This window comes from Streptomyces sp. NPDC006610 (genome assembly GCF_040611575.1).
Taxonomy (GTDB): Bacteria; Actinomycetota; Actinomycetes; order Streptomycetales; family Streptomycetaceae; genus Streptomyces.
The window spans coordinates 163014-183263 of sequence record NZ_JBEXOP010000010.1 but is presented as its reverse complement, the minus strand read 5'-3'; the positions used below and the strand labels follow the sequence as shown (position 1 = coordinate 183263).

The following is a 20250-nucleotide window of genomic DNA, read 5'->3' as shown; positions in this document are numbered from 1 at the left end:
CCGGAGACCTCGGCGATCCTGGTGGCCAGGACCGGACCGATCCGGGCCGGCCTGGGTCATCCTGTCGTGCCGGGTGGGATCTCCTGGGATCCGATGCGGCCGGCGACGTACGGCCGGGGCGGTATCCGTGATCCGGCTGCGGCGCCCAGCAGAGACGGCATGTGATGAGAACACCCTTGTGTGGGTCGCGGTCACCCCGATAAGCGCGACGGGTGAAGCGACAGGGGGAAAGGGCGGAAAAAGCGCTGCAATACGATCGGCCGTGACGGGAAACGCGACGCGATACGACCGGCAGCGCGAAGAGGGCGCGATACGACGGGGAGGACAATGACCTCGGGCACCGCGGACACCGAAGCGGCGCACACCTGGACGGACGGAAGTATGCATGTCGGAGGTCGCGATTCCGGGTCGAATTTCTCGTCGGCGGGTTCCGGTATCCGCTCGTTGATTACCGTAGCCGATTCGTGACCGTGGGGGCCGAATGGGCCAGGTAAATGCACTCGTTCGAGTGTTCTTAAGCTCTCCCGTAGGACTGATTGGCTGTGCATATAATCTGCGGACTGCGGGCAGGACCCTGACGGGACGGCCCTGGAACTCGCTTCACGGTGCCCGGCCGCTCAAGGGGGAGACGTTTTTCGTGCGCATGTACCGCAACCCTGTGATCAGCGGGTTCCACCCCGATCCGAGCGTGTGCCGGGTCGGTGACGACTACTACCTGGTGTGCTCCAGTTTCGAGTACTTCCCCGGGCTTCCGCTCTTCCACAGCAAGGACCTCGTGCACTGGGAGCAGATCGGCAACGTGCTCGACCGGCCGGGGCAACTGCCGCTGCCCGTCCCCGGGGCCAAGGCGTCCGGAGGCCTCTACGCCCCCACGATCCGCCACCACGACGGCCGCTTCTGGGTCATCAACACCAATGTCGACGGCGGCGGCAACTTCGTCGTCTCGGCGGAGCGGCCCGAGGGTCCGTGGAGCGACCCGGTCTGGATCGACCTGTCCGGGATCGACCCCGACCTGGCGTGGGAGGAGGACGGCACCTGCTGGTGCGCCTTCTCCGGCCCCGACGGGGGCATCAACATGGCCAGGATCGACCCGGTCGGGGGCGCGGTGCTGGAGGGACCTTTCGCCACGTGGTCGGGCAGCGGTCTCAAGTACCCCGAGGCGCCGCACCTCTACCGCATCGGCGACTGGTGGTACCTGCTGATCGCGGAGGGCGGCACGGAACGCGGCCACAGCGTGTCCGTGGCCCGCAGCCGCTCCCCGCGCGGCCCCTGGGAGGGCGCGCCCGCCAACCCCCTGCTGTCCCACAGCGGTACCGCCCGCTCCATCCAGAACACCGGTCACGCCGACCTGGTGCAGGCCCCCGACGGCAGCTGGTGGATGGTGCTGCTCGGCGTCCGCCCCCGCGGCTTCACGCCCGACGTGCACGTGCTCGGCCGCGAGACGTTCCTGACCCCCGTGGAGTGGGACGAGGACGGCTGGCCCGTCGTCGGGCCCGTTCCCGACAGCCACGCGGCCCCGGGCGGCGCCTGGCATCCCGTTCCGGCCCCGCCCGCCCGCGACGACTTCGAGGGTCCCGCTCTCGCGCCGCACTGGATCTCGCCGTTCGCCCGCCCGGAGGGTTCCTGGTCGCTCACCGACCGCCCCGGATGGCTGGTCCTCAACGCCACCGGCCCCACCCTGGACCGCCCCGGGTACACCTTCGTCGGCCGCCGCCAGCAGCACCACGACTGCCGCGTCACCGCCGTGATCGACCCGGGGACGGGACGCGGCGGTCTCTGCGTGCGCCTCGACGAGGCCCACCACTACGAGGTCGAGGCCGGGGACGGGGAGGTCGGCGTCGTCGCCCGGATCGGACCGCTGCGCCAGACCCTGGCCCGCCTGCCGGTTCCGGCCGGGCCGCTCCCCCTCACCGTGACCATCCGGACGTCAGGGCTGGTCCCCGCGTCGCCCGAACTCACCGACGGCGGCACCACGGGCCCCGACACCATCGCCTTCTGGCTCGGCGATCCCGACGCCCCGGACGCCCGGCCGCTCGCCGAACTGGACGGGCGCTACCTGTCCACCGAGGTCGCCTGCGGCTTCACCGGCCGGGTGATCGGCATGTACGCCACCGAGGGCACGGTCGCCTTCGACCGGTTCGAGTACGCCCCGGCCCCGGCGCCGTCCGTGTGAGACACGGGGCGCGGGCGGGCGCCGCACCCCGAGGGCATCCGTCCGCGGCCGGCCCGCACCCCGCTCGATCCGCCTGCCCGGCTCGCGGAAGGCCTCCGCCCCGGTTGGGCTAACCTTTCCCCCATGCCGCCCCGACCAGCCGGATCGCGCCCCACCCTGTCCCTGGTGGCCAAGACCGCCGGTACGAGCGTGCCCACCGTGTCCAAGGTGCTGCGAGGCGGAACCGACGTCTCGGCGGAGACGCGCGCGAGGGTCATGGAAGCCGTGCAGGCCGTCGGCTACACCCGCCGGGCCGGGTCCAAGAGCGAGGGCGTGCGGGACGAGAACGGCTGGTCCAGCGTGCTCGACCTCGTGGTGACCCACTTCGAGGGGTCATGGGCGAACCTGCTGACAGCGGGGGTCGGGCGGGAAGCGGCGGCAGCGGGACTCGACGTCGTCCTGACGCTCGCCGATCCGCACAGCGACTGGGTGTCGAGGGTGCTGAGAAGGCGCACCCTCGGCGTGATCGGGACGCTGGTCGACCCTGCCTCGGCGCAGTTCGGCGCGCTTTTCGCCGCGGGCGTCCCCGTGGTGCTGATCGACCCCATGACCACACCGCCGTCAGGCGTGGCGAGCATCGGCGTGGCGAACTGGGAAGGCGGCCGTATGGCCGCCGAGCACCTGCTGTCCCTCGGCCATGCGCGGATGGGGGTGGTCGCCGGCCATGCCCGCCATCTCTTCAGCCGGGCCCGCGTCGACGGTTTCCGGGCGGCTGCCGACACGGCGACCGCCGGCGGTGCCACGGTGTCGGTGGCCCACGGCGGCTGGAACCGCGCCAAGGCGGTGACCGCCACCCACGCCCTGCTCGACGGCGACCCCGGGATCACGGGGATCTTCGCCTGCGCGGACTCCATGGCACTGGGCGTCTACGACGCCTTGAGCGCAAGGGGCCTGCGGGTACCCGAGGACATCAGTGTCGTCGGCTTCGACGACCTGCCCGAGGCGCAGTACATCACCCCCGGGCTGACGACCGTCCGACAGCCCAGCACCGAGTTGGGCGCCGCGGCGGTCAAGCTGCTGGTCGAGCTCTCCAGGGGCGAGGACGGCGGCGCCCGACCCCCCGCCCGCATGAAGCTGGCCACCGAACTGGTCGTCCGCGCCTCCACCGGACCCGCCCCGGCGACCGCCGCGCCGCGCCGCTGACGCGGGCGGGCGTGTCCGCCGGTCTCATCGCGGTGCGGTCGGCACCACCTGGAGGACCAGGCGGCTCGGACGGGCAGCGCCCTGAAGGATCGTGTGTTCGGCCGCGGTCGGTGGCGTGCTCGCCCCGGCCGGCTGGAAGGCGTTGCGTCCGACGTCCCAGCGGGGGGACGAGCTCGGTGCGATGTCGACGCGCACCCGGTGGCCCGGCAGGAACGTGTGCGCCGTCGACCAGAGGTCCACGACGAACTCCTGATCCCGGCCCGGCTCGACCGGCCGTCTGTCGCCCAGGCCGGTGACCGGGTCGACGGACCGCGCCGACCCCCGCTGTACGCCGTCGGTGACGACGCGGCTGACGCCGTCCGGGTGCTCGTCGCACAGCCGCACGACCACGTCCGCGTCCGTTCCCGTGGTCACGAGGTGGACGACGGCGTGGACCGCGCCCATCACCGTGAGTTCCCCGGCGAGCGGCTCGGTGCGCCACGAGACCACGTCCTGCCGCGCCTCGATCGCCGCCTGGTCGGCGGGACCCGCCCCGAACGTCCCGAAGAGCAGGACCGCACCGCCCCGGGTCGGCACCGGGGACGCCGGATCGCTCGGCAGCCGTCGTTCGGCGCTCCCGGCCGGCTCGGTCGCGAGCGTTCCCCCGGCGTTCAGGTACAGCTCCAGCGTCCGCGTGTCCCGCGGCGGGAACTCCTCCAGTTCGATCCACCGGTTCGAGCCCATCAGGAACACGCGCACCGGCGGCATGTCCGTCGCGCCCGTGCCCAGTACGGCGTCGAACCACCGAACGTGCTGCGCGGTGAGGTCTCCGTCGCCGCCGAGATCGTCGGCGGACGCGCCCGGCCCGAAGTCCACACCGACCGTCCGGCCCGACATGTCGTCGTGCGTCCAGGGGCCGACCAGAAGACGGGGCACCGGCCCGCCGGCGTCCTTCGCGCGGCGCCGCAGCCGCCGGTGGACCTCCAGGGTCGATCCGAGGAAGACGTCGAACCACCCGCCGATCAGGAAGACCGGGACGTCGATGGCGTCGATCCGGTCGACGATCTTCCCCGCGCGGTGACGCGCCGACCCGAGCGGCTCCCGCAACAGGCCGAGACCCCAGCGGACGATCGCCTCCGCGTCCCGCCCCGCGGACGGGTCCGCGGCCCGGAACGCGTCGAGGGTCGTGATCGCGCGTTCGGTCGCTTCCCACCGCCTCCGCTCGGCCTCCCGTTCGCGGGCGGAGCCGATGCGGGCGATCATGTCCGGGGCGATCGCGTAGTGCGTCCACGCGAGGGTGCTCCCGATCTCCGGCACCCCGCCGCGGAACCGGAAACCGTCGAGCGCCGACATCGCCGGCGTCATGGCGGGAGCGATCGCCCGCAGCGCCGGGGCGCCGCCGAGAAGGGCGGCGAACTGGGTGTCCGAGGCGTAGGACGCGCCCCACATGCCGACGGCGCCGGTGCACTCCGGGCGTGCCGCGAGCCAGGCCACGGCGTCGGCGCCGTCGGCGACCTCCTGCGCGCAAGGGTCGAAGACGCCTTCGGAGCCGAAGCGGCCCCGTACGTCCTGCAGCGCGACGAGGTAACCGGCGGCGACGAGGCGCCCGACGTCCAGCATCCCGTCGTGCTCCTCCCGGGCCACGTCATAGGGATGGCGGGTCAGCAGGGCCGGCCACGGCCCGGTCCCGTGGGGAACCAGCAGGACGGTCCGAAGCCGTGTTCCGTCGCGCAGCGCGCAGGTCACCTCTCGGCGCTCGGCGACCGGGTCCGCCGGTGCGGCGGTCGCCTCCGGGGAACGGCGCGAGGACGAGGCGGGCCGGGTGGCGCCGTCGGTCGGCGGCCCGCCCCTGCCGAAAGGCACGGCAGGGGCGGGCGCGGGGCGGTCCGGTCCGGGGCCCGGCACCGGCGTCACCCCTTCACCGCGCCGGTGAGGCCGCCGACGATGCGCTTCTCGAAGACCGAGAAGAAGACCAGCGCGGGCAGCATGGCGAGTGAGGTGAAGGCGAGCACCTTCGCGGTGTCCGTGGAGTACTGCGAGGAGAACACCTGGACGCCGAGCGGCAGGGTGTGGTTCGCCTGCGAGTTGAGGACGTACAGGGGCAGGAGGTAGTTGTTCCAGCTGCCGACGAACCCGAGGATGCCGACGGTGACCACACCGGGCAGCGACAGCGGGACCGCCATGCGGAAGAAGAATCCGAGCCGGCTCATGCCGTCGATGGCGGCGGCCTCCTCGATCTCGTGCGGGATGGCTCTGAGGAACGGCACGAGGATGATGACGGTCGTCGGCAGGCCGAAGGCGATCTGCGGGACGATCACGCCGAGCAGGTTGTCGACGAGGCCGAGGTCCTTGATGACCAGGTACAGCGGAGTGATCGCGATGACCATCGGGAACATCAGGCCCGCGGCGAACAGGGAGTACAACGCGCCCTTGAGCCTGAAGTCGTAGCGTGCGATCGCGAAGCTCACCATCAGACCGAGGGCGACGATGCCGACGGTGCTGGCGATCGCGACGATGAGGGAGTTGGCGAACTGCCCCCAGAACACCGTCGACTTCAGGATGCCGGTGTAGTTGCCGGTCACCCAGGGGCTCGGCAGGGCGGCCGGGTCCGTGGTGATCTGCGCGTTGGTGCGGAATCCGCCGAGGACGATGTAGAGCACCGGTGCGACGCAGACGCCGACGAACAGCAGCGCGACGAAGTAGGTGACAGGGCTGCCCCACTTCTGCGGCCCGACGCGGCGGCCGGTGGGCGCCTTCGGCGCCGGCGCGGGGGACACTCGGGAGGCGGAGGTCGACGCGCTCATCACACGGTCCCTTCCGTGACGGCGCCCCGGAGGTCGCGGCGCAGGACGAAACGCTGGTAGATCAGTGCGACGACGAGGGAGATCACGAACATCACGACCGCGACGGCGCTGCCGTAGCCGTAATTGCCGGCGTTGCGGCCCTGGGCGAGCATGTAGATCGCCATGGTCGAGGTGCCCGCGGTGCCCGAGACGTACTGGCCCCAGATGATGTAGACGAGGTCGAACAACTGCAGCGAGCCGATGATCGACAGGAAGGCCCAGATGCGGATCGTCGGCGCCAGCAGCGGCAGCGTGATGCGGCGCTGGATCTGCCAGTAGGAGGCGCCGTCGATCTGCGCGGCCTCGAAGATCTCGTCGGGGATCGATTGCAGGCCGGCGAGCATCAGGATCACCGCGAAGCCGATGTACTTCCACGTGATGATGGCCAGCAGCGTCCAGATGGCCAGGTCCGGGTCGGCGATCCAGTCGGCCTGCAGGGAGCCCAGGCCGATCCGGTGCAGCAGGTCGTTGACGGCGCCGTTGCTCTGGAGCACCAGGCTCCAGCCGGTGCCGACGATGATCTCGGAGATGATGTAGGGCACGAAGATCAGGACGCGGATGGCCGAGCGGCCGCGGATCCTCTGGTTGAGCAGGAGCGCCAGGACGATCGCCAGCGGCCCCTGGACGAGCAGCGAAAGCACCAGGATCAGGCCGTTGTGCCACAGCACGTCGTGGAACGCGGGGTCGGTGAGGATCAGCTCGTAGTTGTTCAGACCGACCCAGTCGGTGGGCTCTCCGTAGCCTTTCCACCGGTAGAAGCCGTAGTAGGCGGCGAGCGCGACCGGGAAGATCACGAACGCCAGGAACGTGACGACCGCCGGTGCGGACAGGACGGCGATCTCCAGTCGTGCCTGGCACGGCCTCGGCGGTGCGCGGCCGCTCGCGGCGGATCCGGGGGCACGGCCTCGACCGCGTCCCCGGCTCCGGGCGTGCCCCGCGCCGTGCGGCCGTCGGCCGTGTCGGTGCCCAGGGTGTCGCTCATGTCTGCTTACTCAGCCCTTCTCGGCGGCAGCCCTGACGTCCTCGACGATGTCGGCGGCGGAGCCCTTGCCGGCCAGCAGGTTCACGACGGCGACGTTCATGGCGTTGCCGACGTTCTGGCCGTACACGATGTCGAGGAACTGCATGGAGTAGGCGGCCTTGTTGAAGGCCTGCAGCGCCGAGATGTTGTAGGGCTCGGTGACGACCCCCTGGGCCTCCTTGTTCACCGGGACGGTGTCGAAGGCCTCGGCGTAGGCCTCCTGCTGCTCCTTGGTCACGACGAACTGGAGGAAGGCCAGGGCCTCGTCCGGCGCGTTCTTGGAGAGCGAGTATCCGCCGGCGCCGCCCATGACGGCGGTCGGGTCGCCCTTGCCGCCGGGCACGGCGGGGAAGGGGAACCACCCGAGGTCGGGGAGCGGCTTCTTGTCCGGGGTCAGATCGGCGATCACGCCCGGGTTCCAGGTGCCCATGAGCTCCATGGCCGCCTTGCGGTTGGCGATCAGGCCCGCCGAGGACCCGGCCCCCTGCTGCGACGTCGCCGTGAGGAACCCCTTCTGGAAGGGGTCGGTCTCCAGGAGGTCGGCGAGGTCCTCGCCGGCCTCGGTCCAGCACGGGTCGTCGAACGTGAGCGACGCGGCGGCCTCCTGCATGGCTTCCTGGCTGCACTCGCGCAGGGCGAAGTTGTAGTACCAGTGCGCGGCCGGCCAGGCGTCCTTGGCGCCGACGGCGATCGGCGCGACCTTGATCGCCTTGAGCTTCGCGACGGCGTCCTTGAGTTCCTCCATCGTCGTCGGCGGCGAGGCGATGCCGGCCTTCTCGAACGGGGACTTGCTGTAGTAGATGCCCTCGGGCTGCGTGTCGAGCGGCATCGCGTAGACCTTGCCGTCGATCGAGACGCCTTCGAGGGCCGCTTCGCCCACGTTCGCCCTGTCGGCGTCGGTCACGTCCAGCGCCCGGATCTGGCCGGCGTCGACCATGGCCCGCATCTTGCCGCCACCGCGCTGCAGGAAGATGTCGGGTGCGGAGTTCGAGTTGAGCGCGTTCTGCAGCTTGCCGTCGAGGTCCTCGTTCTGCACCGACTGGACCTTGATCGTGACGTCCGGGTGCAGGGCTTGGAACGCCTTCGCGGCGTCCTTCCAGTACTGCGCACCGCGCCCTTCCATCGCGTTCGTCCAGAGGGTCAGCGTGCCCTGCCCGTCGGAGGCGCCGCCGCCCGCGTCGCCACCGGCGCAGCCGGCAGCGGCGAGGGCGATGCACAGGCCGATCGCGGCAGCCGTCGCGCTGCGGGTCTTCCTCGTCATCGTGGAACTCCCTGATGTGTCGTCGGTGATCCAACTGCTGATTACTTTGCGCAAATTGATGGGCCATCCGCGAAGCAGGAGCCAGGTCTATCGCCGAAAATGAATGCGAAGCAACCAAAAAATTTCGCAAGTTGCCCAATCGTTACCGACGGATCGACAGTTGTTCGTGATGACGAACAGACGGGGCGACGGCGACGGGAATGTGGTCGGCGGCATCAGGGCGGACACCTTCGCGCCGGGCCGGACACCGTCGCGCGGGGCCGGACACCGTCGCGCCGGGCCGAACACCGTCGGGCCGGGGCGGCCGCGGGGAGGTGTGAGTCCTCCAACACCCGTCGCCGGCTGACCGGAGATGCCCGTCGATGTACTCTCCCGACAACGCCCTTGACCCGCAGAAGCAGGCAGGGAGCAGACGAACCGGGAGTGTCTCCATGCTGCGCACCATGTTCAAGTCCAAGATCCACCGCGCCACCGTCACCCAGGCCGACCTGCACTACGTCGGATCCGTGACCATCGACGCGGACCTGCTCGACGCCGCCGATCTGCTGCCCGGCGAGCTGGTGCACATCGTCGACATCACCAACGGCGCCCGGCTGGAGACGTACGTCATCGAGGGCGAGCGCGGTTCGGGGGTCGTCGGGATCAACGGGGCCGCCGCCCATCTCGTGCATCCCGGCGATCTGGTGATCATCATCAGTTACGCTCAGGTCACCGACGCCGAGGCACGGTCCATGAAGCCGCGCGTGGTGCACGTGGACGGCGACAACCGGATCGTGGAACTCGGCAGCGACCCGAGCGCTCCCGTGCCGGGCTCGGACCAGCAGCGCAGCCCGCAGGCCGTGCCGGCCTGACCGACCGACGTTCCAGGAGCGAGCGAGCCCATGAGCGACATCGTGATCCGTGACGACCGGGCGGCCGGCCGCCTCGAAGCGCTGGACGGCGAGGAGGTCGTCGGGCGCATCGAGTACTTCGTCCTCGAGTCGCCGGCCACCGCCCTGGTCCCCGTGCACACCGTCGTGGAACCCGCCCACGAGGGGAAGGGCATCGCGGGCGCCCTGGCGACCGAGCTGTACGCCGTGGCCGCCCGCGAGGACGTCGCCGTCGCCCCGCTGTGCCCGTACGTCGTCGCATGGGCCGAACGCCACCCGGAGCAGGCGCCGGCCGCCGACCCCGAGCTGCTGCGCGCGGCGAAGGAGTGGCTCGTGGCGCACCCCGGGCGGTTCTGAGCGGCGTGCTCGCCCTGCTGCACACCTCGCCCGTCCACGTCCCGGTCTTCGACGCCCTGCGCGACGAGGACCGGCCCGGACTGCGGCTGCGCCACCTCGTGGACGAGGACCTGCTGGTGAGGGCCCGCCGCGACGGTCCCGAGGCCGTGGCCGGCGACGTACGCGCCCTGCTGGACCGCGCCGTCGCCGACGGGGCGCGCGCCGTGCTGTGCACCTGCTCCACTCTCGGCGGCGTGGCCGAGGCGGCCGGGGCAGCGGTGCCGGTGCTGCGCGTCGACCGCCCGATGGCCGCCGCCGCGGTGGCCGCCGGACCGCGTGTCGTCGTCCTCGCCGCGCTGGCGTCCACGCTCGGGCCGACCGTGGCCCTCCTGGAGGAGGAGGCGGGTGCGGCCGGCCGGGCCGTGCAGGTGCGTACGGAGCTGGTGGCGGGCGCGTGGGCGTGTTTCGAGGCCGGTGACATCGAGGCGTACGTCGGCCTCGTCGCCGCCGCTGCCGACGCGGTCACCGGCGCCGACGTGATCGTGCTGGCCCAGGCGTCGATGGCCCCGGCCCAGCGGCTCGCCTCCACCGCGGTGCCGGTCCTGTCCAGCCCGCGGCCCGGACTCGCCGCCGCGGCGGAGGCGGCCCGCCTCGCGTGAACGTCCGCCGCGGCGGACGTGGTCGGTCCCGTGAGGGCGCTCGGCGCGCACGCCCGCCTGCGCCACGCAGTGCCCCCGTCGGGTGACTGACCGCACAGGGCGCCGGGTACGCGGGGAGTAGTCCAGAGCCGACGTTCACCGACTGGCCGGAGGACACCATGACCAACCCGTATCCCGACCCGGTGCCGCCCGCGCCGACCCCGGGACCGGAGCCGCAGCCCCCGCACCCGGTGCCCGCGCCGGAACCGGGCCCGGGCCCCGGCCCCGGCCCCGAGCCGACTCCACCGCCTCCCGGTCCGGGCCCCGAGCCCACACCGCAGCCTCCCGCCCCGCCTCACCCCGGTCCGGGCCCGGTACCCGGCCCCGACCCGTCCCCGATCCCGCCGGGCCCCGAGCCCGTCCCCCACCCCGAGCCGGGACCGCCGCTCTCCTGACGTCGGAGCCGTCGGCCCCGTTCGACGAGCGGGGCTCGCCGCGAGCGGCGCGGCCGGGAGGCGGCCCATGGAGCACCGGCCCTCGGCGCGGCCGGTGCTCTCGCGACGTCGCCTACGCCGGCGTCTCCGACCGGTCCCCGCCCCACAGCGTGTGGAACGACCCCTCCCGGTCCGTCCGCCGGTACGTGTGCGCGCCGAAGAAGTCCCGCTGCCCCTGCGTGAGCGCGGCGGGCAGCCGTTCGGCGCGCAGGGCGTCGTAGTAGGCGAGGGCAGCCGCGAAGCCCGGCGTCGGGACGCCCTGGCGGGTGGCGGCGACCAGGACCTCGCGCCAGTCGTCCTGGGCCGCCGCGATCTCCTGCGCGAACGTCTCGTCCGACAGCAGGCTCGGCAGGTCCGGACGGGCGTCGTACGCGGAGCGGATGCGGTCCAGGAACGCCGCGCGGATGATGCAGCCGCCCCGCCAGATCGACGCCACCTGCCCGAGGTCGATGTCCCAGCCGTACTCGTCGCTGCCCGCGGCGATCTCGTGGAAGCCCTGGGTGTAGGACACGATCTTCGACGCGTACAGCGCCTGTTCCACCCGGTCGGCGAACGCGCCCGCCTCCGCCCCGCTCAGCGGCGACGCCTTCGGACCGGCGAGGCCCCGCGAGGCATCCCGCAGCGCCGCGTGCCCCGACAGGGAACGGGCGAAGACCGCCTCGGCGATCCCGGAGACCGGCACGCCCAGGTCGAGGGCGATCTGGACCGTCCAGCGGCCCGTGCCCTTCTGCTCCGCCTCGTCCACCACCACGTCCACGAACGGCTTCCCCGTCGCCGCGTCGACGTGCGACAGCACCTCGGCCGTGATCTCGATCAGATACGAGTCGAGCCGCCCGGTGTTCCAGGTGCGGAAGATCTCCGCGATCTCGGCGGGGGAGTACCCGGCCACGTCGCGCAGCAGCTGGTACGCCTCGCCGATCAGCTGCATGTCGGCGTACTCGATGCCGTTGTGCACCATCTTCACGAAGTGACCCGCGCCGTCCGGGCCGACATGGGTCACGCACGGGGCGCCGTCCGCCGCCTTCGCGGAGATCCTCTCCAGCATGGGGCCCAGCGACTCGTACGACTCCTTCGAGCCGCCCGGCATGATGCTCGGCCCGTTGAGCGCGCCCTCCTCGCCGCCGGAGACGCCCGTGCCGACGAAGTGGATGCCCTGCTCCCGCAGCTCGCGCTCGCGGCGGCGGGTGTCCGCGAAGTGCGCGTTGCCGCCGTCGATGATCATGTCGCCGGGCTCCAGCAGCGGGGCGAACTCCCGGATCACCGCGTCCGTCGGCTCGCCGGCCTTGACCATGACGACCAGACGGCGGGGCCGCTCCAGCGCCGCCACGAACTCCTTGGCGGTCTCGCACGCCACGAACGCGCCCTCGCCGCCGAACTCCTCCACCAGGGCGTGCGTGCGCGCCGCCGTCCGGTTGTGCACCGCGACCGTGTAACCGTTGCGCGCGAAGTTCCGGGCGAGGTTGCGGCCCATGACCGCGAGACCCGTGACGCCGATCTGGGCCGAATTTTCCGAAGCGCTCATACCGCCTGGTCCTCCTGAGGGTGCTTGTGGTGATCTGTCGTGCTTGTCGTGCCTGTCCTGCTTGCCCGCTTGTGGCGCGTGTGTGGTGCCTGTTGTGTCGTGGGGCTGGTGAGGGCCCTGGGGTATGTGGCCTCGTGGCCGTCAGTATGACTGCTCCGGTCGTCCTGACGTGCGGGTAACGTCGTCGCACCTCGGCCGGGCGACGGCCCCGCGCCCTCGATGCGCCGCACGGAACCCGTCCCCTGGCCTCGCGGACCGTGCGAACCGGCCAACCGAGGGGGCATTCCTGGCCACTTGTCCTCATGAGGCGGCCGATTGCCGCCTTGTCACCGCCTGTCGAGCCCGCCTACTTTTGGCCTCCGGACGCATGTCGAGGGGGCTCTTCTCATGGCCGCACGCGGCCGGCACCGCCGGTATCAGCCGAACAGGATCAACCGCGCCTCGCTCACCGTCACCGCGGGCGGCGCGGGCATGGCCCTGCCGTTCGTCGGCGCCGGCGCCGCGCAGGCCGCCGACGTGGAGACGTGGGACAAGGTCGCCGCGTGCGAGTCGACCAACGACTGGAACATCAACACCGGCAACGGCTTCTACGGCGGCCTCCAGTTCACCCAGTCCACCTGGGAGGCCTACGGCGGCACCGTGTACGCGGTGCGCGCCGACCTGGCCACCAAGGACCAGCAGATCGCCGTCGCGGAGAAGGTCCTCGACGGACAGGGGCCCGGCGCCTGGCCGGTGTGCTCCGAGCGCGCGGGGCTCACCCGCGGAGGCGAGAGCCCCGACGCCGGCCCCGACGCGCGCCCCGGTGGCGGCGCCCGCACGGGCACCGCGGCGAGACCCGCCTCGGCGGGCACCTCCGTCGCCGACGTGCAGCCGCAGACCACGCCGCAGTCCCGGGCCGGCAAGGCGGAGATGTACACCGTCGTCCGCGGCGACACCCTCTCCGGGATCGCCGCCGAGGAGCGCGTGCGGGGCGGCTGGCAGGGGCTGTACGCCGCCAACCGTGAGACCGTCGGAGCCGACCCCGACCTGATCATCCCCGGCCAGCGCCTGAACCTGCGCGGCCAGGCCGCCCGACCCGCCCCCGTCCCCCGGCCCGAGGCCCGGCCGAAGACCGAGGCGAGGCCCGGGAGCGAGGCGAAGCCGAAGACGCAGACCAAGCCCAAGGCGAAGCCGAAGACCGAGGCCCAGCCGCGCACCGAGGCGAAGGCCAAGCCCAAACCCGCGCCGAAGCCCGCCGAGCGCACCGAGAGCGGGGAGCGCGCCGACCGCGAGGAGCGCCCGAACGGCGGCGCCTCGCGCGTCGCCCCCGTCAGCGGGAGCCTCGGCACCGCCTATCGCGTCTCCGGCACGCACTGGTCGAAGGGCTACCACACCGGCGTCGACTTCCCCGTGCCGACCGGCACCTCCGTGAAGTCCGTGGCGCAGGGCCGGGTCGTCAGCGCCGGCTGGGCCGGTTCCTTCGGGTACGAGGTGATCGTCCGGCACGACGACGGCCGCTACAGCCAGTACGCGCACCTCTCGGCGATCTCCGTGAAGTCCGGCCAGCCCGTGAGCGCCGGCCAGCGCATCGGCCGCTCCGGCTCCACGGGCAACAGCACGGGCCCGCATCTGCACTTCGAGGTGCGGACCGGGCCCGGCTGGGGCAGCGACGTCGACCCGTTGGCGTACCTCCGGGCCGGGGGCGTCAGGATTTGACGCGTACGCGGTGCGGGTCGATTGCGGGGAAGACCACCGACACGTACGACGCGCACACGCCGGCGAAGTAGGGCGAAAGCGGCGGATGGGCGCCGGCTCCCACCGGGGTCGGCTCGTCGTCCGCCGGACGCTGCGGGGAGCCGGCCGGAGCCGCGGCGGGCGCCGAGGCGTCCTCCCGGCGGGGCGCCGGCGCGGCGGCGGCCCGTCCGGCGCCGACGGCCTCGGTCCCGGACGGCGCGCCCGCCCGGGACGCCCTGGCCGGCACGCTTTCCGGAGAGGGGGACGGGCCGCAGAGCACGTCGCCCAGGGACTCCCCGGACAAGGACTCCCCGGACGCCTGGTCCTCCGCCCCGGGCGTCCCGCCGCCCTCCGTCCCGGCCGTCCCGCTCTCCGAGCCCGCCGCCTCGGTGCGTGCGATGCGTTCCGTCGTCAGCAGGATCAGACCGCCCGCCGCCACCACGCCGCACCCCAGCGCGAGCACGGTGCCCGCGGTGCCGTACCGGAAGGTCTCGCCGAACATCGTCAGGCCCACCGCGGCCGCCACCACCGGGTTGACGACGGTCAGCGTGGCCAGCGGAGCCGCGAGCCCCGCGCCCCGGTAGGCGGCCTGCGACAGCAGCAGCCCGGCCGTGGCCAGCACGCCGATCGCGGCCAGGGAGGGCACGGCGGCGGCCGACGGCCCGCCGGTCCAGTCGACCGCGACGGTCTTGGTGAACACCGAGGACATGCCGAACGCGATGCCGGAGGCGGTGGCCAGGAACATGGCCCGCACCGCGGGGTGCCGGTGCGCCGCGCGGCCGGCGATCATCAGGGCCAGGACCGCGCCGCCGGTCGCCGTGAACACGGCCGCCTGCTGGGTGCCGTTCAGCGACCCCGATCCGGAGGAGCCGACCAGGGACAGCAGACCCGCGAGCCCGACCGTCGCCATGATCGCGCCGCGCCACGCCGTCGCGCCGGCCCTGCGACGGACGAAGAGCGCCGCCATGGGCAGCGCGAACACGATGGTGAGGGCCCCCAGCGGCTGGACGACGCTCAAGGGGCCGTAGGCGAGCGCCGCGACGTGCAGCAGGCCGCCGAGACCGTTCAGCGCCACCGCCGCCCACCAGACGGGCCGCCGCACGGGGACGTACTCCTCGCCCGGCGACGACGCCGCCACGCGCTCCTGTACGATCGCCCCTCCCGCGTACGCGACGGCGGAGACGAGCGACAGCAGCACGGACAACGCGAGGGCGCTCATGCGCTGCTCCTCTGCGGGAGGCGGGGGCTCCTGGCCCGTCGCGGCGACAGTTCGGCTCTCATAACCAACACGATGCCTCGTCGTTCTGTTCCCGGCGTCGTCCTGGAGCACTCAATGAGTCGTACTGCCGATGGAGTACGGCGGGGCCTCCGTCATCCCCAGGGTGGGCACCCCGGCTCCCCGCCCCCCTGGGGACATCCCCGACGAGCCCTGCTACTACTGCTGTTCGTGGACCTCGACCCCGGCCTCGCCGCCCTCCGGCCGCTCGGCCCGTTCTTCGTCCTGCGCACCTTCGTGGAGGACGCCGACGGCTCGCGGGCCGCGCTCCCGACCCTCGCCGACGCCTACGCGCTCCGGAAACCCGGCGCGCACCCCGATCCGCTGGCGGCGCGGGTCCGAAAAGTGGCGGGGGCGATCCGGGCCCCGGAGGCGCGGGTCGCCGCTTCCGTCGCGCAGCAGGGGCTCGCCGCCCGGCTCTGGTCGGCGGCCCTCGGCAGCGCCGCCCTGTACGGCCGCGTCCCCGACCTCGACCCCCGGCTGCTGCACTGGGACCCCGACGCGAGCGCCCCCGACGACCTGTGGCTGTCCGCTCCGCGGCCGTCGCCGGGGGACGCCGGGACGCTCGCCGCGGTCGTCGTGGACGGTCATCTGCGCCCGCTGGCCCTCGCCCTGCGCGCCCGCCACCGGCTCGCCGAGGGGCTGCTGTGGGGCAACGCCGCCTCCGCGCTGGCCGGGGCCGCCCGCGAACTGGAACGCTGGGCGCGGGCGCACGCCCGCGCGGACGTCGCCGCCCGCACCCGCTCCCTGACCGCGGAACTGTTCGCGCACCCCCCGCTCGCCGCGACCGGCGCCTTCACCCGGACCGGGGGAACCGGCACGGGCGGCGGCTTCCGGCGGCGCAGCTGCTGCCTGTACTACCGCGTCCCGGGCGGCGGCGTCTGCGGCGACTGCTGCTTCCCGAGGCCGCCGCGGTCTTCCGCACGCGGCACATCTGGGTGACCATGAACGGGACAACCGTCGAGATGGGGGGTTCCCGGTGCGCGTGGGACTGCTGACCCGGGAGTACCCGCCGGACGTCTACGGCGGCGCGGGCGTCCATGTCGAGTTCCTCGCCCGGGAACTGCGGCCGCTGGTCGACCTCGAGGTGCACTGCTGGGGCGAGGGCTCCACCGCCGACCGCGCCTCCGGCGTCGTGCGGCACCGGCCCTGGAGCGCGCTCGACGGGGCCAACGACGCCCTGCGCACCTTCTCCGTGGACCTCTCCGTCGCCGCCGCGCTGGAGGGCCGCGACCTCGTCCACTCCCACACCTGGTACGCCAACCTCGCCGGGCACTTCGCCAAGCTCCTGCACGGCGTGCCGCACGTCATGACCGCGCACTCCCTGGAGCCGCTGCGCCCCTGGAAGGCCGAGCAGCTCGGCGGCGGGTACGCCCTGTCCGGCTGGGCCGAGCGCACCGCGATCGAGGCCGCCGACGCGGTGATCGCCGTCTCCGGCGCCATGCGCGAGGACATCCTCGGCTGCTACCCGGCGCTCGATCCGGCCCGGGTGCACGTCGTGCACAACGGCATCGACACCGAGCTGTACCGCCCGGATCCGGCCACCGACGTCCTCGACCGCCTCGGCCTGGACCCCGCCCGCCCCTTCGTGCTGTTCGTCGGCCGCATCACCCGGCAGAAGGGCGTGCCCCATCTGCTGCGCGCGGTGCGGGACATCGATCCCTCGGCACAGGTCGTGCTGTGCGCCGGGGCGCCCGACACCCCGGAGATCGACCGGGAGTTCCGCGAGCTGTACGAGGAACTGGACCGGGTGCGCGACGGCGTGCACTGGATCCCGCGGATGCTGCCCCGCCCCGAGGTGATCCAACTCCTCACGCACGCCGCCGTGTTCGTCTGCCCCTCGGTCTACGAGCCGCTCGGCATCGTCAACCTGGAGGCGATGGCCTGCGGCACGCCCGTCGTCGCCTCCCGGGTCGGCGGCATCCCGGAGGTCGTGGAGGACGGCGTGACGGGACTGCTGGTGCCGGTGGACGAGGAGCACGCCGTGTTCGAGACGGGCCTGGCGCGGGCGCTGGACCGGGTGCTCGGCGACCCGGAGGCCGCCCGGCGGATGGGCGAGGCCGGACGGGAGCGCGCCGTGGGGGAGTTCGGGTGGGACGCGATCGCCCGGCGCACGGCGCGGCTCTACGCGGAGATCCTCGAACAGGCTTAGCCCTGACGACCCTGGGGCAGAAGTTGGGTCAACCAGGGTGAGGGGAGCGGCCATGCGTCGTGGTGGGCCTTCGGTGCTCGGCATCGTACTCGCGGGCGGGGAGGGCAAACGCCTGATGCCCCTGACCGCGGACCGCGCCAAACCGGCGGTCACCTTCGGCGGCACCTACCGCCTCGTGGACTTCGTGCTCTCCAACCTCGTCAACGGCGACATCCTGCGCATCTGCGTGCTCACGCAGTACAAGTCGCACTCGCTGGACCGGCACATCACCACCACCTGGCGGATGTCGAGCCTGCTCGGCAACTACGTCACGCCCGTCCCGGCGCAGCAGCGGCTCGGCCCGCGCTGGTACCTGGGCAGCGCGGACGCGATCCTCCAGTCCCTGAACCTGGTCCACGACGAACGGCCCGAGTACGTCGCGGTGTTCGGCGCCGACCACGTCTACCGCATGGACCCGCGGCAGATGGTCGAGCAGCACATCGAGTCCGGGGCCGGCGTGACGGTCGCCGGGATACGGGTGCCGCGGACCGAGTCGTCCGCGTTCGGCGTGATCACGCCGGGCTCGGACGGGCGGACGGTGGAACGGTTCCTGGAGAAGCCCGCCGACCCGCCGGGCCTGGCCGACGACCCGGACTGCGTCTACGCCTCCATGGGAAACTACGTCTTCACCACCAAGGCCCTCATCGAGGCGCTCCAGCGCGACGCCGAGGACCCCAAGTCGGTGCACGACATGGGCGGCTCGATCCTGCCCCAGCTCACCGAGCGGGGCGAGGCCGCGCTGTACGACTTCGGCGGCAACCACGTCCCCGGCGAGACCAGCCGCGACCAGGGCTACTGGCGGGACGTCGGCACGCTCGACGCCTACTACGACGCCCACATGGACCTGATCGCCGAGCGGCCCGCCTTCAACCTCTACAACCGGCAGTGGCCGATCTACACGCACTCCTACCAGCTCTCCCCGGCCCGCTTCAACGCCGGCGGGATGGCGAGCGAGTCCATCATCAGCGCCGGCTGCCTGATCCGCGGGCAGGTCACCCGGTCGGTGCTGTCGCCGGGCGTGGTCGTCGACCCGGGGGCGGTGGTGCAGGGATCGGTGCTGCACGACAACGTGCACATCGGGCGGGGCGCGGTGGTGCGGGGCGCGGTCCTCGACAAGAACGTCGAGGTGCCGCCGGGCGCGACGATCGGCGTGAACCCGGAGCGGGACGGCGAGCTGTACACGGTGTCCAAGGGCGGCGTGATCGCGCTCGGCAAGGGCCGACGGGTGTCGTAGCGGGCGGGGAGCACGGGGCCGCGTTTAATCTGTTGTTAACTGTGCGTAGCCTGATCGTACTTGACCGTAATCGGCCGGGACGGTTGACTGCAGCCCCTCCACCGTCGACGCGAGGCCCCCGTGACCCCTGACCTGCTCGCCCCCCTGGACCTGGCGTTCTGGAACATCGAGTCGGAGCGGAGCCCGATGCACCTGGGCGCCCTCGGCGTGTTCTCGGCCGCCTCGCCCTCCGCCGGGGCCCACGCCGCCGACCTGCTGGCCGCCCGCGCCGCCGCCGTGCCGGGACTGCGGATGCGCATCCGGGACGTCTGGCAGCCGCTCGCCGCCCCGTACGCCTTCGGCGGCGCCGCCCGCGAGCCCGACCCCGGCTTCGACCCGCTCGATCACGTCCGGCTGCACGAGCCCGCCGCCGACTTCCACGACGCCGCGGGCCGGCTCATGGAGCGCCCGCTGGTGCGGGGCCGGCCGCCCTGGGAGGCGCACGTCGTGCCGGACCTGGACGGCGTCCGCTTCGCGGTGCTGTTCAAGTTCCACCACGCCCTGGCCGACGGACTGCGCGCGCTGACCCTCGCCGCCGCGGTCCTGGATCCGACCGACCTGCCGCCGCACCGCCCCCGCCCCGAACCGCCCGCGCGTCCCGCGCTGCCCGTGCCCGACGTGCGCGGGCTCCCCGCGCTGCTGCGCGGCGCCCTCGCCGACGCCGCCCGCGCCCTGGACATCGGCGCCCGCGTCGCCGGGGCCACGCTGGGCATGCGTACCTCGCCCGCCCTGGTCTGCGAGCCGTCGGGCACCCGCCGAACCGCCGGAGCGGTCCTCGACCTCGACGACGTGCACCGCGTCCGCAAGGCGGCCGGCGGCACGGTCAACGACGTACTGATCGCCGTCGTCGCCGGGGCGCTGCGCCGCTGGCTGGACGAGCGCGGCGACGGGAGCGACGGCGTGGCGCCCCGCGCGCTGATCCCCGTCTCCCGGCGCCGCCCGCGCACCGCCCACCCGCAGGGCAACCGGCTCTCCGGGTACCTGCTGCGGCTCCCGGTCGACGACCCCGACCCGCGCCGCCGCCTCGACGCGGTGCGCACCGCGATGGACCGCAACAAGGACGTTGGACCCGACCGCGGCCCCGGCGCCGTCGCGCTGCTCGCCGACCACGTCCCCGCCCTCGGCCACCGGCTCGGCGGCCCGCTGGTCGGCCAGGCCGCCCGGCTCTGGTTCGACGTCCTGGTCACCAGCGTGCCGCTGCCCGGCCTCGGTCTGAGACTCGGCGGGAACCCGCTCACCGAGGTCTTCCCGCTCGCCCCGCTGGCCGGCGGGCAGTCACTGGCGATCGCCGTCTCGACGTACCGCGGACGCGTCCACTACGGCCTCGTCGCCGACGGACGGGCCGTGCCGGACCTGGAGGGGCTGGCCCGCGCCCTGACCGAGGAGGCGCGGACGCTGTCGGCGGCCTGCGCCCCGTGATCATGACGGGTTTGGCGGTGCGGCCCGCGCTCCGTAAAATCTGCCGTTCGAATGCGGCGG

General features: G+C 73.1%; 16 protein-coding genes. 10 read left to right on the top strand and 6 right to left on the bottom strand.

All coding sequences use genetic code 11. The features are described from left to right. The first annotated feature begins 643 nt into the window (after positions 1-643). Positions 644-2173: a glycoside hydrolase family 43 protein gene (locus tag ABZY13_RS11185; protein WP_356629146.1), complete on the top strand. Its 1530-nt coding sequence runs from the start codon at positions 644-646 to the stop codon at positions 2171-2173. Positions 2174-2296: 123 nt separating this feature from the next. Beyond that, complete coding sequence (locus tag ABZY13_RS11180; RefSeq protein WP_356629144.1) at positions 2297-3355, top strand: LacI family DNA-binding transcriptional regulator; 1059 nt, start codon at positions 2297-2299, stop codon at positions 3353-3355. Between the two features lie 24 nt (positions 3356-3379). On the opposite strand, the gene ABZY13_RS11175 is transcribed toward ABZY13_RS11180, so the two are convergent. The 4 genes from ABZY13_RS11175 to ABZY13_RS11160 form a co-directional block, all read right to left on the bottom strand. Further along, positions 3380-5197, bottom strand: a complete 1818-nt coding sequence (locus tag ABZY13_RS11175) for a CocE/NonD family hydrolase (protein WP_356629142.1) — start codon at positions 5195-5197, stop codon at positions 3380-3382. Positions 5198-5244: 47 nt separating this feature from the next. Next, entirely contained in the window at positions 5245-6138 is an 894-nt protein-coding gene (locus tag ABZY13_RS11170) for a carbohydrate ABC transporter permease (RefSeq protein ID WP_356629140.1), read from the bottom strand. Next, positions 6138-6971, bottom strand: coding sequence for a sugar ABC transporter permease (locus ABZY13_RS11165; RefSeq protein WP_356629138.1), 834 nt, complete (start codon positions 6969-6971; stop codon positions 6138-6140). The genes ABZY13_RS11170 and ABZY13_RS11165 overlap by 1 nt, the downstream gene beginning before the upstream one ends. 198 nt (positions 6972-7169) lie before the next feature. Next, a complete protein-coding gene (locus ABZY13_RS11160) occupies positions 7170-8459 on the bottom strand; it encodes an extracellular solute-binding protein (protein ID WP_356629136.1) in 1290 nt (429 codons plus the stop codon). Between the two features lie 431 nt (positions 8460-8890). Here ABZY13_RS11160 and panD point away from each other — a divergent pair, with 431 nt between their 5' ends. From panD to ABZY13_RS11145, 3 genes are read left to right on the top strand one after another with little or no spacing between them, the layout of a single operon-like run. Further along, positions 8891-9310, top strand: coding sequence for an aspartate 1-decarboxylase (gene panD / locus ABZY13_RS11155; protein ID WP_356629134.1), 420 nt, complete (start codon positions 8891-8893; stop codon positions 9308-9310). A gap of 30 nt (positions 9311-9340) precedes the next feature. Then, a complete protein-coding gene (locus tag ABZY13_RS11150; RefSeq protein WP_356629132.1) occupies positions 9341-9685 on the top strand; it encodes a GNAT family N-acetyltransferase in 345 nt (114 codons plus the stop codon). 5 nt (positions 9686-9690) lie between these two features. Beyond that, positions 9691-10323 (top strand): aspartate/glutamate racemase family protein, encoded by a 633-nt coding sequence (locus ABZY13_RS11145; protein ID WP_356629130.1) that lies wholly within the window; start codon positions 9691-9693, stop codon positions 10321-10323. A 546-nt stretch (positions 10324-10869) separates the two neighbouring features. On the opposite strand, the gene gndA is transcribed toward ABZY13_RS11145, so the two are convergent. Further along, positions 10870-12318, bottom strand: a complete 1449-nt coding sequence (gene gndA, locus ABZY13_RS11140) for an NADP-dependent phosphogluconate dehydrogenase (protein ID WP_356629128.1) — start codon at positions 12316-12318, stop codon at positions 10870-10872. 387 nt (positions 12319-12705) lie between these two features. Between gndA and ABZY13_RS11135 the strand changes: the two genes are divergently transcribed. Further along, positions 12706-14013, top strand: a complete 1308-nt coding sequence (locus ABZY13_RS11135; RefSeq protein ID WP_356629126.1) for a transglycosylase family protein — start codon at positions 12706-12708, stop codon at positions 14011-14013. Here the strand turns inward: ABZY13_RS11135 and ABZY13_RS11130 are convergent. Further along, the gene (locus ABZY13_RS11130) at positions 14003-15250 is read right to left on the bottom strand and encodes a DMT family transporter (protein ID WP_356629124.1); all 1248 of its coding nucleotides are present in this window, start codon (positions 15248-15250) and stop codon (positions 14003-14005) included. The genes ABZY13_RS11135 and ABZY13_RS11130 overlap by 11 nt on opposite strands. Positions 15251-15478: 228 nt before the next feature. Here ABZY13_RS11130 and ABZY13_RS11125 point away from each other — a divergent pair, with 228 nt between their 5' ends. The 4 genes from ABZY13_RS11125 to ABZY13_RS11110 all read left to right on the top strand — a co-directional run bounded on the left by ABZY13_RS11125 (position 15479) and on the right by ABZY13_RS11110 (position 20190). Beyond that, complete coding sequence (locus tag ABZY13_RS11125; protein ID WP_356629122.1) at positions 15479-16249, top strand: (2Fe-2S)-binding protein; 771 nt, start codon at positions 15479-15481, stop codon at positions 16247-16249. Positions 16250-16286: 37 nt separating this feature from the next. Then, positions 16287-17459: a glycogen synthase gene (gene glgA, locus ABZY13_RS11120; RefSeq protein ID WP_356629120.1), complete on the top strand. Its 1173-nt coding sequence runs from the start codon at positions 16287-16289 to the stop codon at positions 17457-17459. 52 nt (positions 17460-17511) lie between these two features. After that, positions 17512-18732 carry a glucose-1-phosphate adenylyltransferase gene (glgC, locus tag ABZY13_RS11115; protein ID WP_356629118.1) on the top strand — a complete coding sequence of 407 codons (1221 nt, stop codon included), beginning with the start codon at positions 17512-17514 and terminating at the stop codon, positions 18730-18732. Positions 18733-18852: 120 nt separating this feature from the next. Continuing rightward, on the top strand, positions 18853-20190 hold the full coding sequence (locus tag ABZY13_RS11110) for a wax ester/triacylglycerol synthase family O-acyltransferase (protein ID WP_356629116.1): 1338 nt from the start codon (positions 18853-18855) through the stop codon (positions 20188-20190). The last annotated feature ends 60 nt before the right edge of the window (positions 20191-20250 follow it).

What these genes read in the sequence shown, in the direction of transcription:
- ABZY13_RS11185 (WP_356629146.1), top strand. Translation starts at nt 644, where the DNA reads ATGTACCGCAACCCTGTGATCAGCGGGTTCCACCCCGATCCGAGCGTG.
- ABZY13_RS11180 (WP_356629144.1), top strand. Translation starts at nt 2,297, where the DNA reads ATGCCGCCCCGACCAGCCGGATCGCGCCCCACCCTGTCCCTGGTGGCC.
- ABZY13_RS11170 (WP_356629140.1), bottom strand. Translation starts at nt 6,138, where the DNA reads ATGAGCGCGTCGACCTCCGCCTCCCGAGTGTCCCCCGCGCCGGCGCCG.
- ABZY13_RS11160 (WP_356629136.1), bottom strand. Translation starts at nt 8,459, where the DNA reads ATGACGAGGAAGACCCGCAGCGCGACGGCTGCCGCGATCGGCCTGTGC.
- panD (WP_356629134.1), top strand. Translation starts at nt 8,891, where the DNA reads ATGCTGCGCACCATGTTCAAGTCCAAGATCCACCGCGCCACCGTCACC.
- ABZY13_RS11150 (WP_356629132.1), top strand. Translation starts at nt 9,341, where the DNA reads ATGAGCGACATCGTGATCCGTGACGACCGGGCGGCCGGCCGCCTCGAA.
- gndA (WP_356629128.1), bottom strand. Translation starts at nt 12,318, where the DNA reads ATGAGCGCTTCGGAAAATTCGGCCCAGATCGGCGTCACGGGTCTCGCG.
- ABZY13_RS11135 (WP_356629126.1), top strand. Translation starts at nt 12,706, where the DNA reads ATGGCCGCACGCGGCCGGCACCGCCGGTATCAGCCGAACAGGATCAAC.
- ABZY13_RS11130 (WP_356629124.1), bottom strand. Translation starts at nt 15,250, where the DNA reads ATGAGCGCCCTCGCGTTGTCCGTGCTGCTGTCGCTCGTCTCCGCCGTC.
- glgC (WP_356629118.1), top strand. Translation starts at nt 17,512, where the DNA reads ATGCGTCGTGGTGGGCCTTCGGTGCTCGGCATCGTACTCGCGGGCGGG.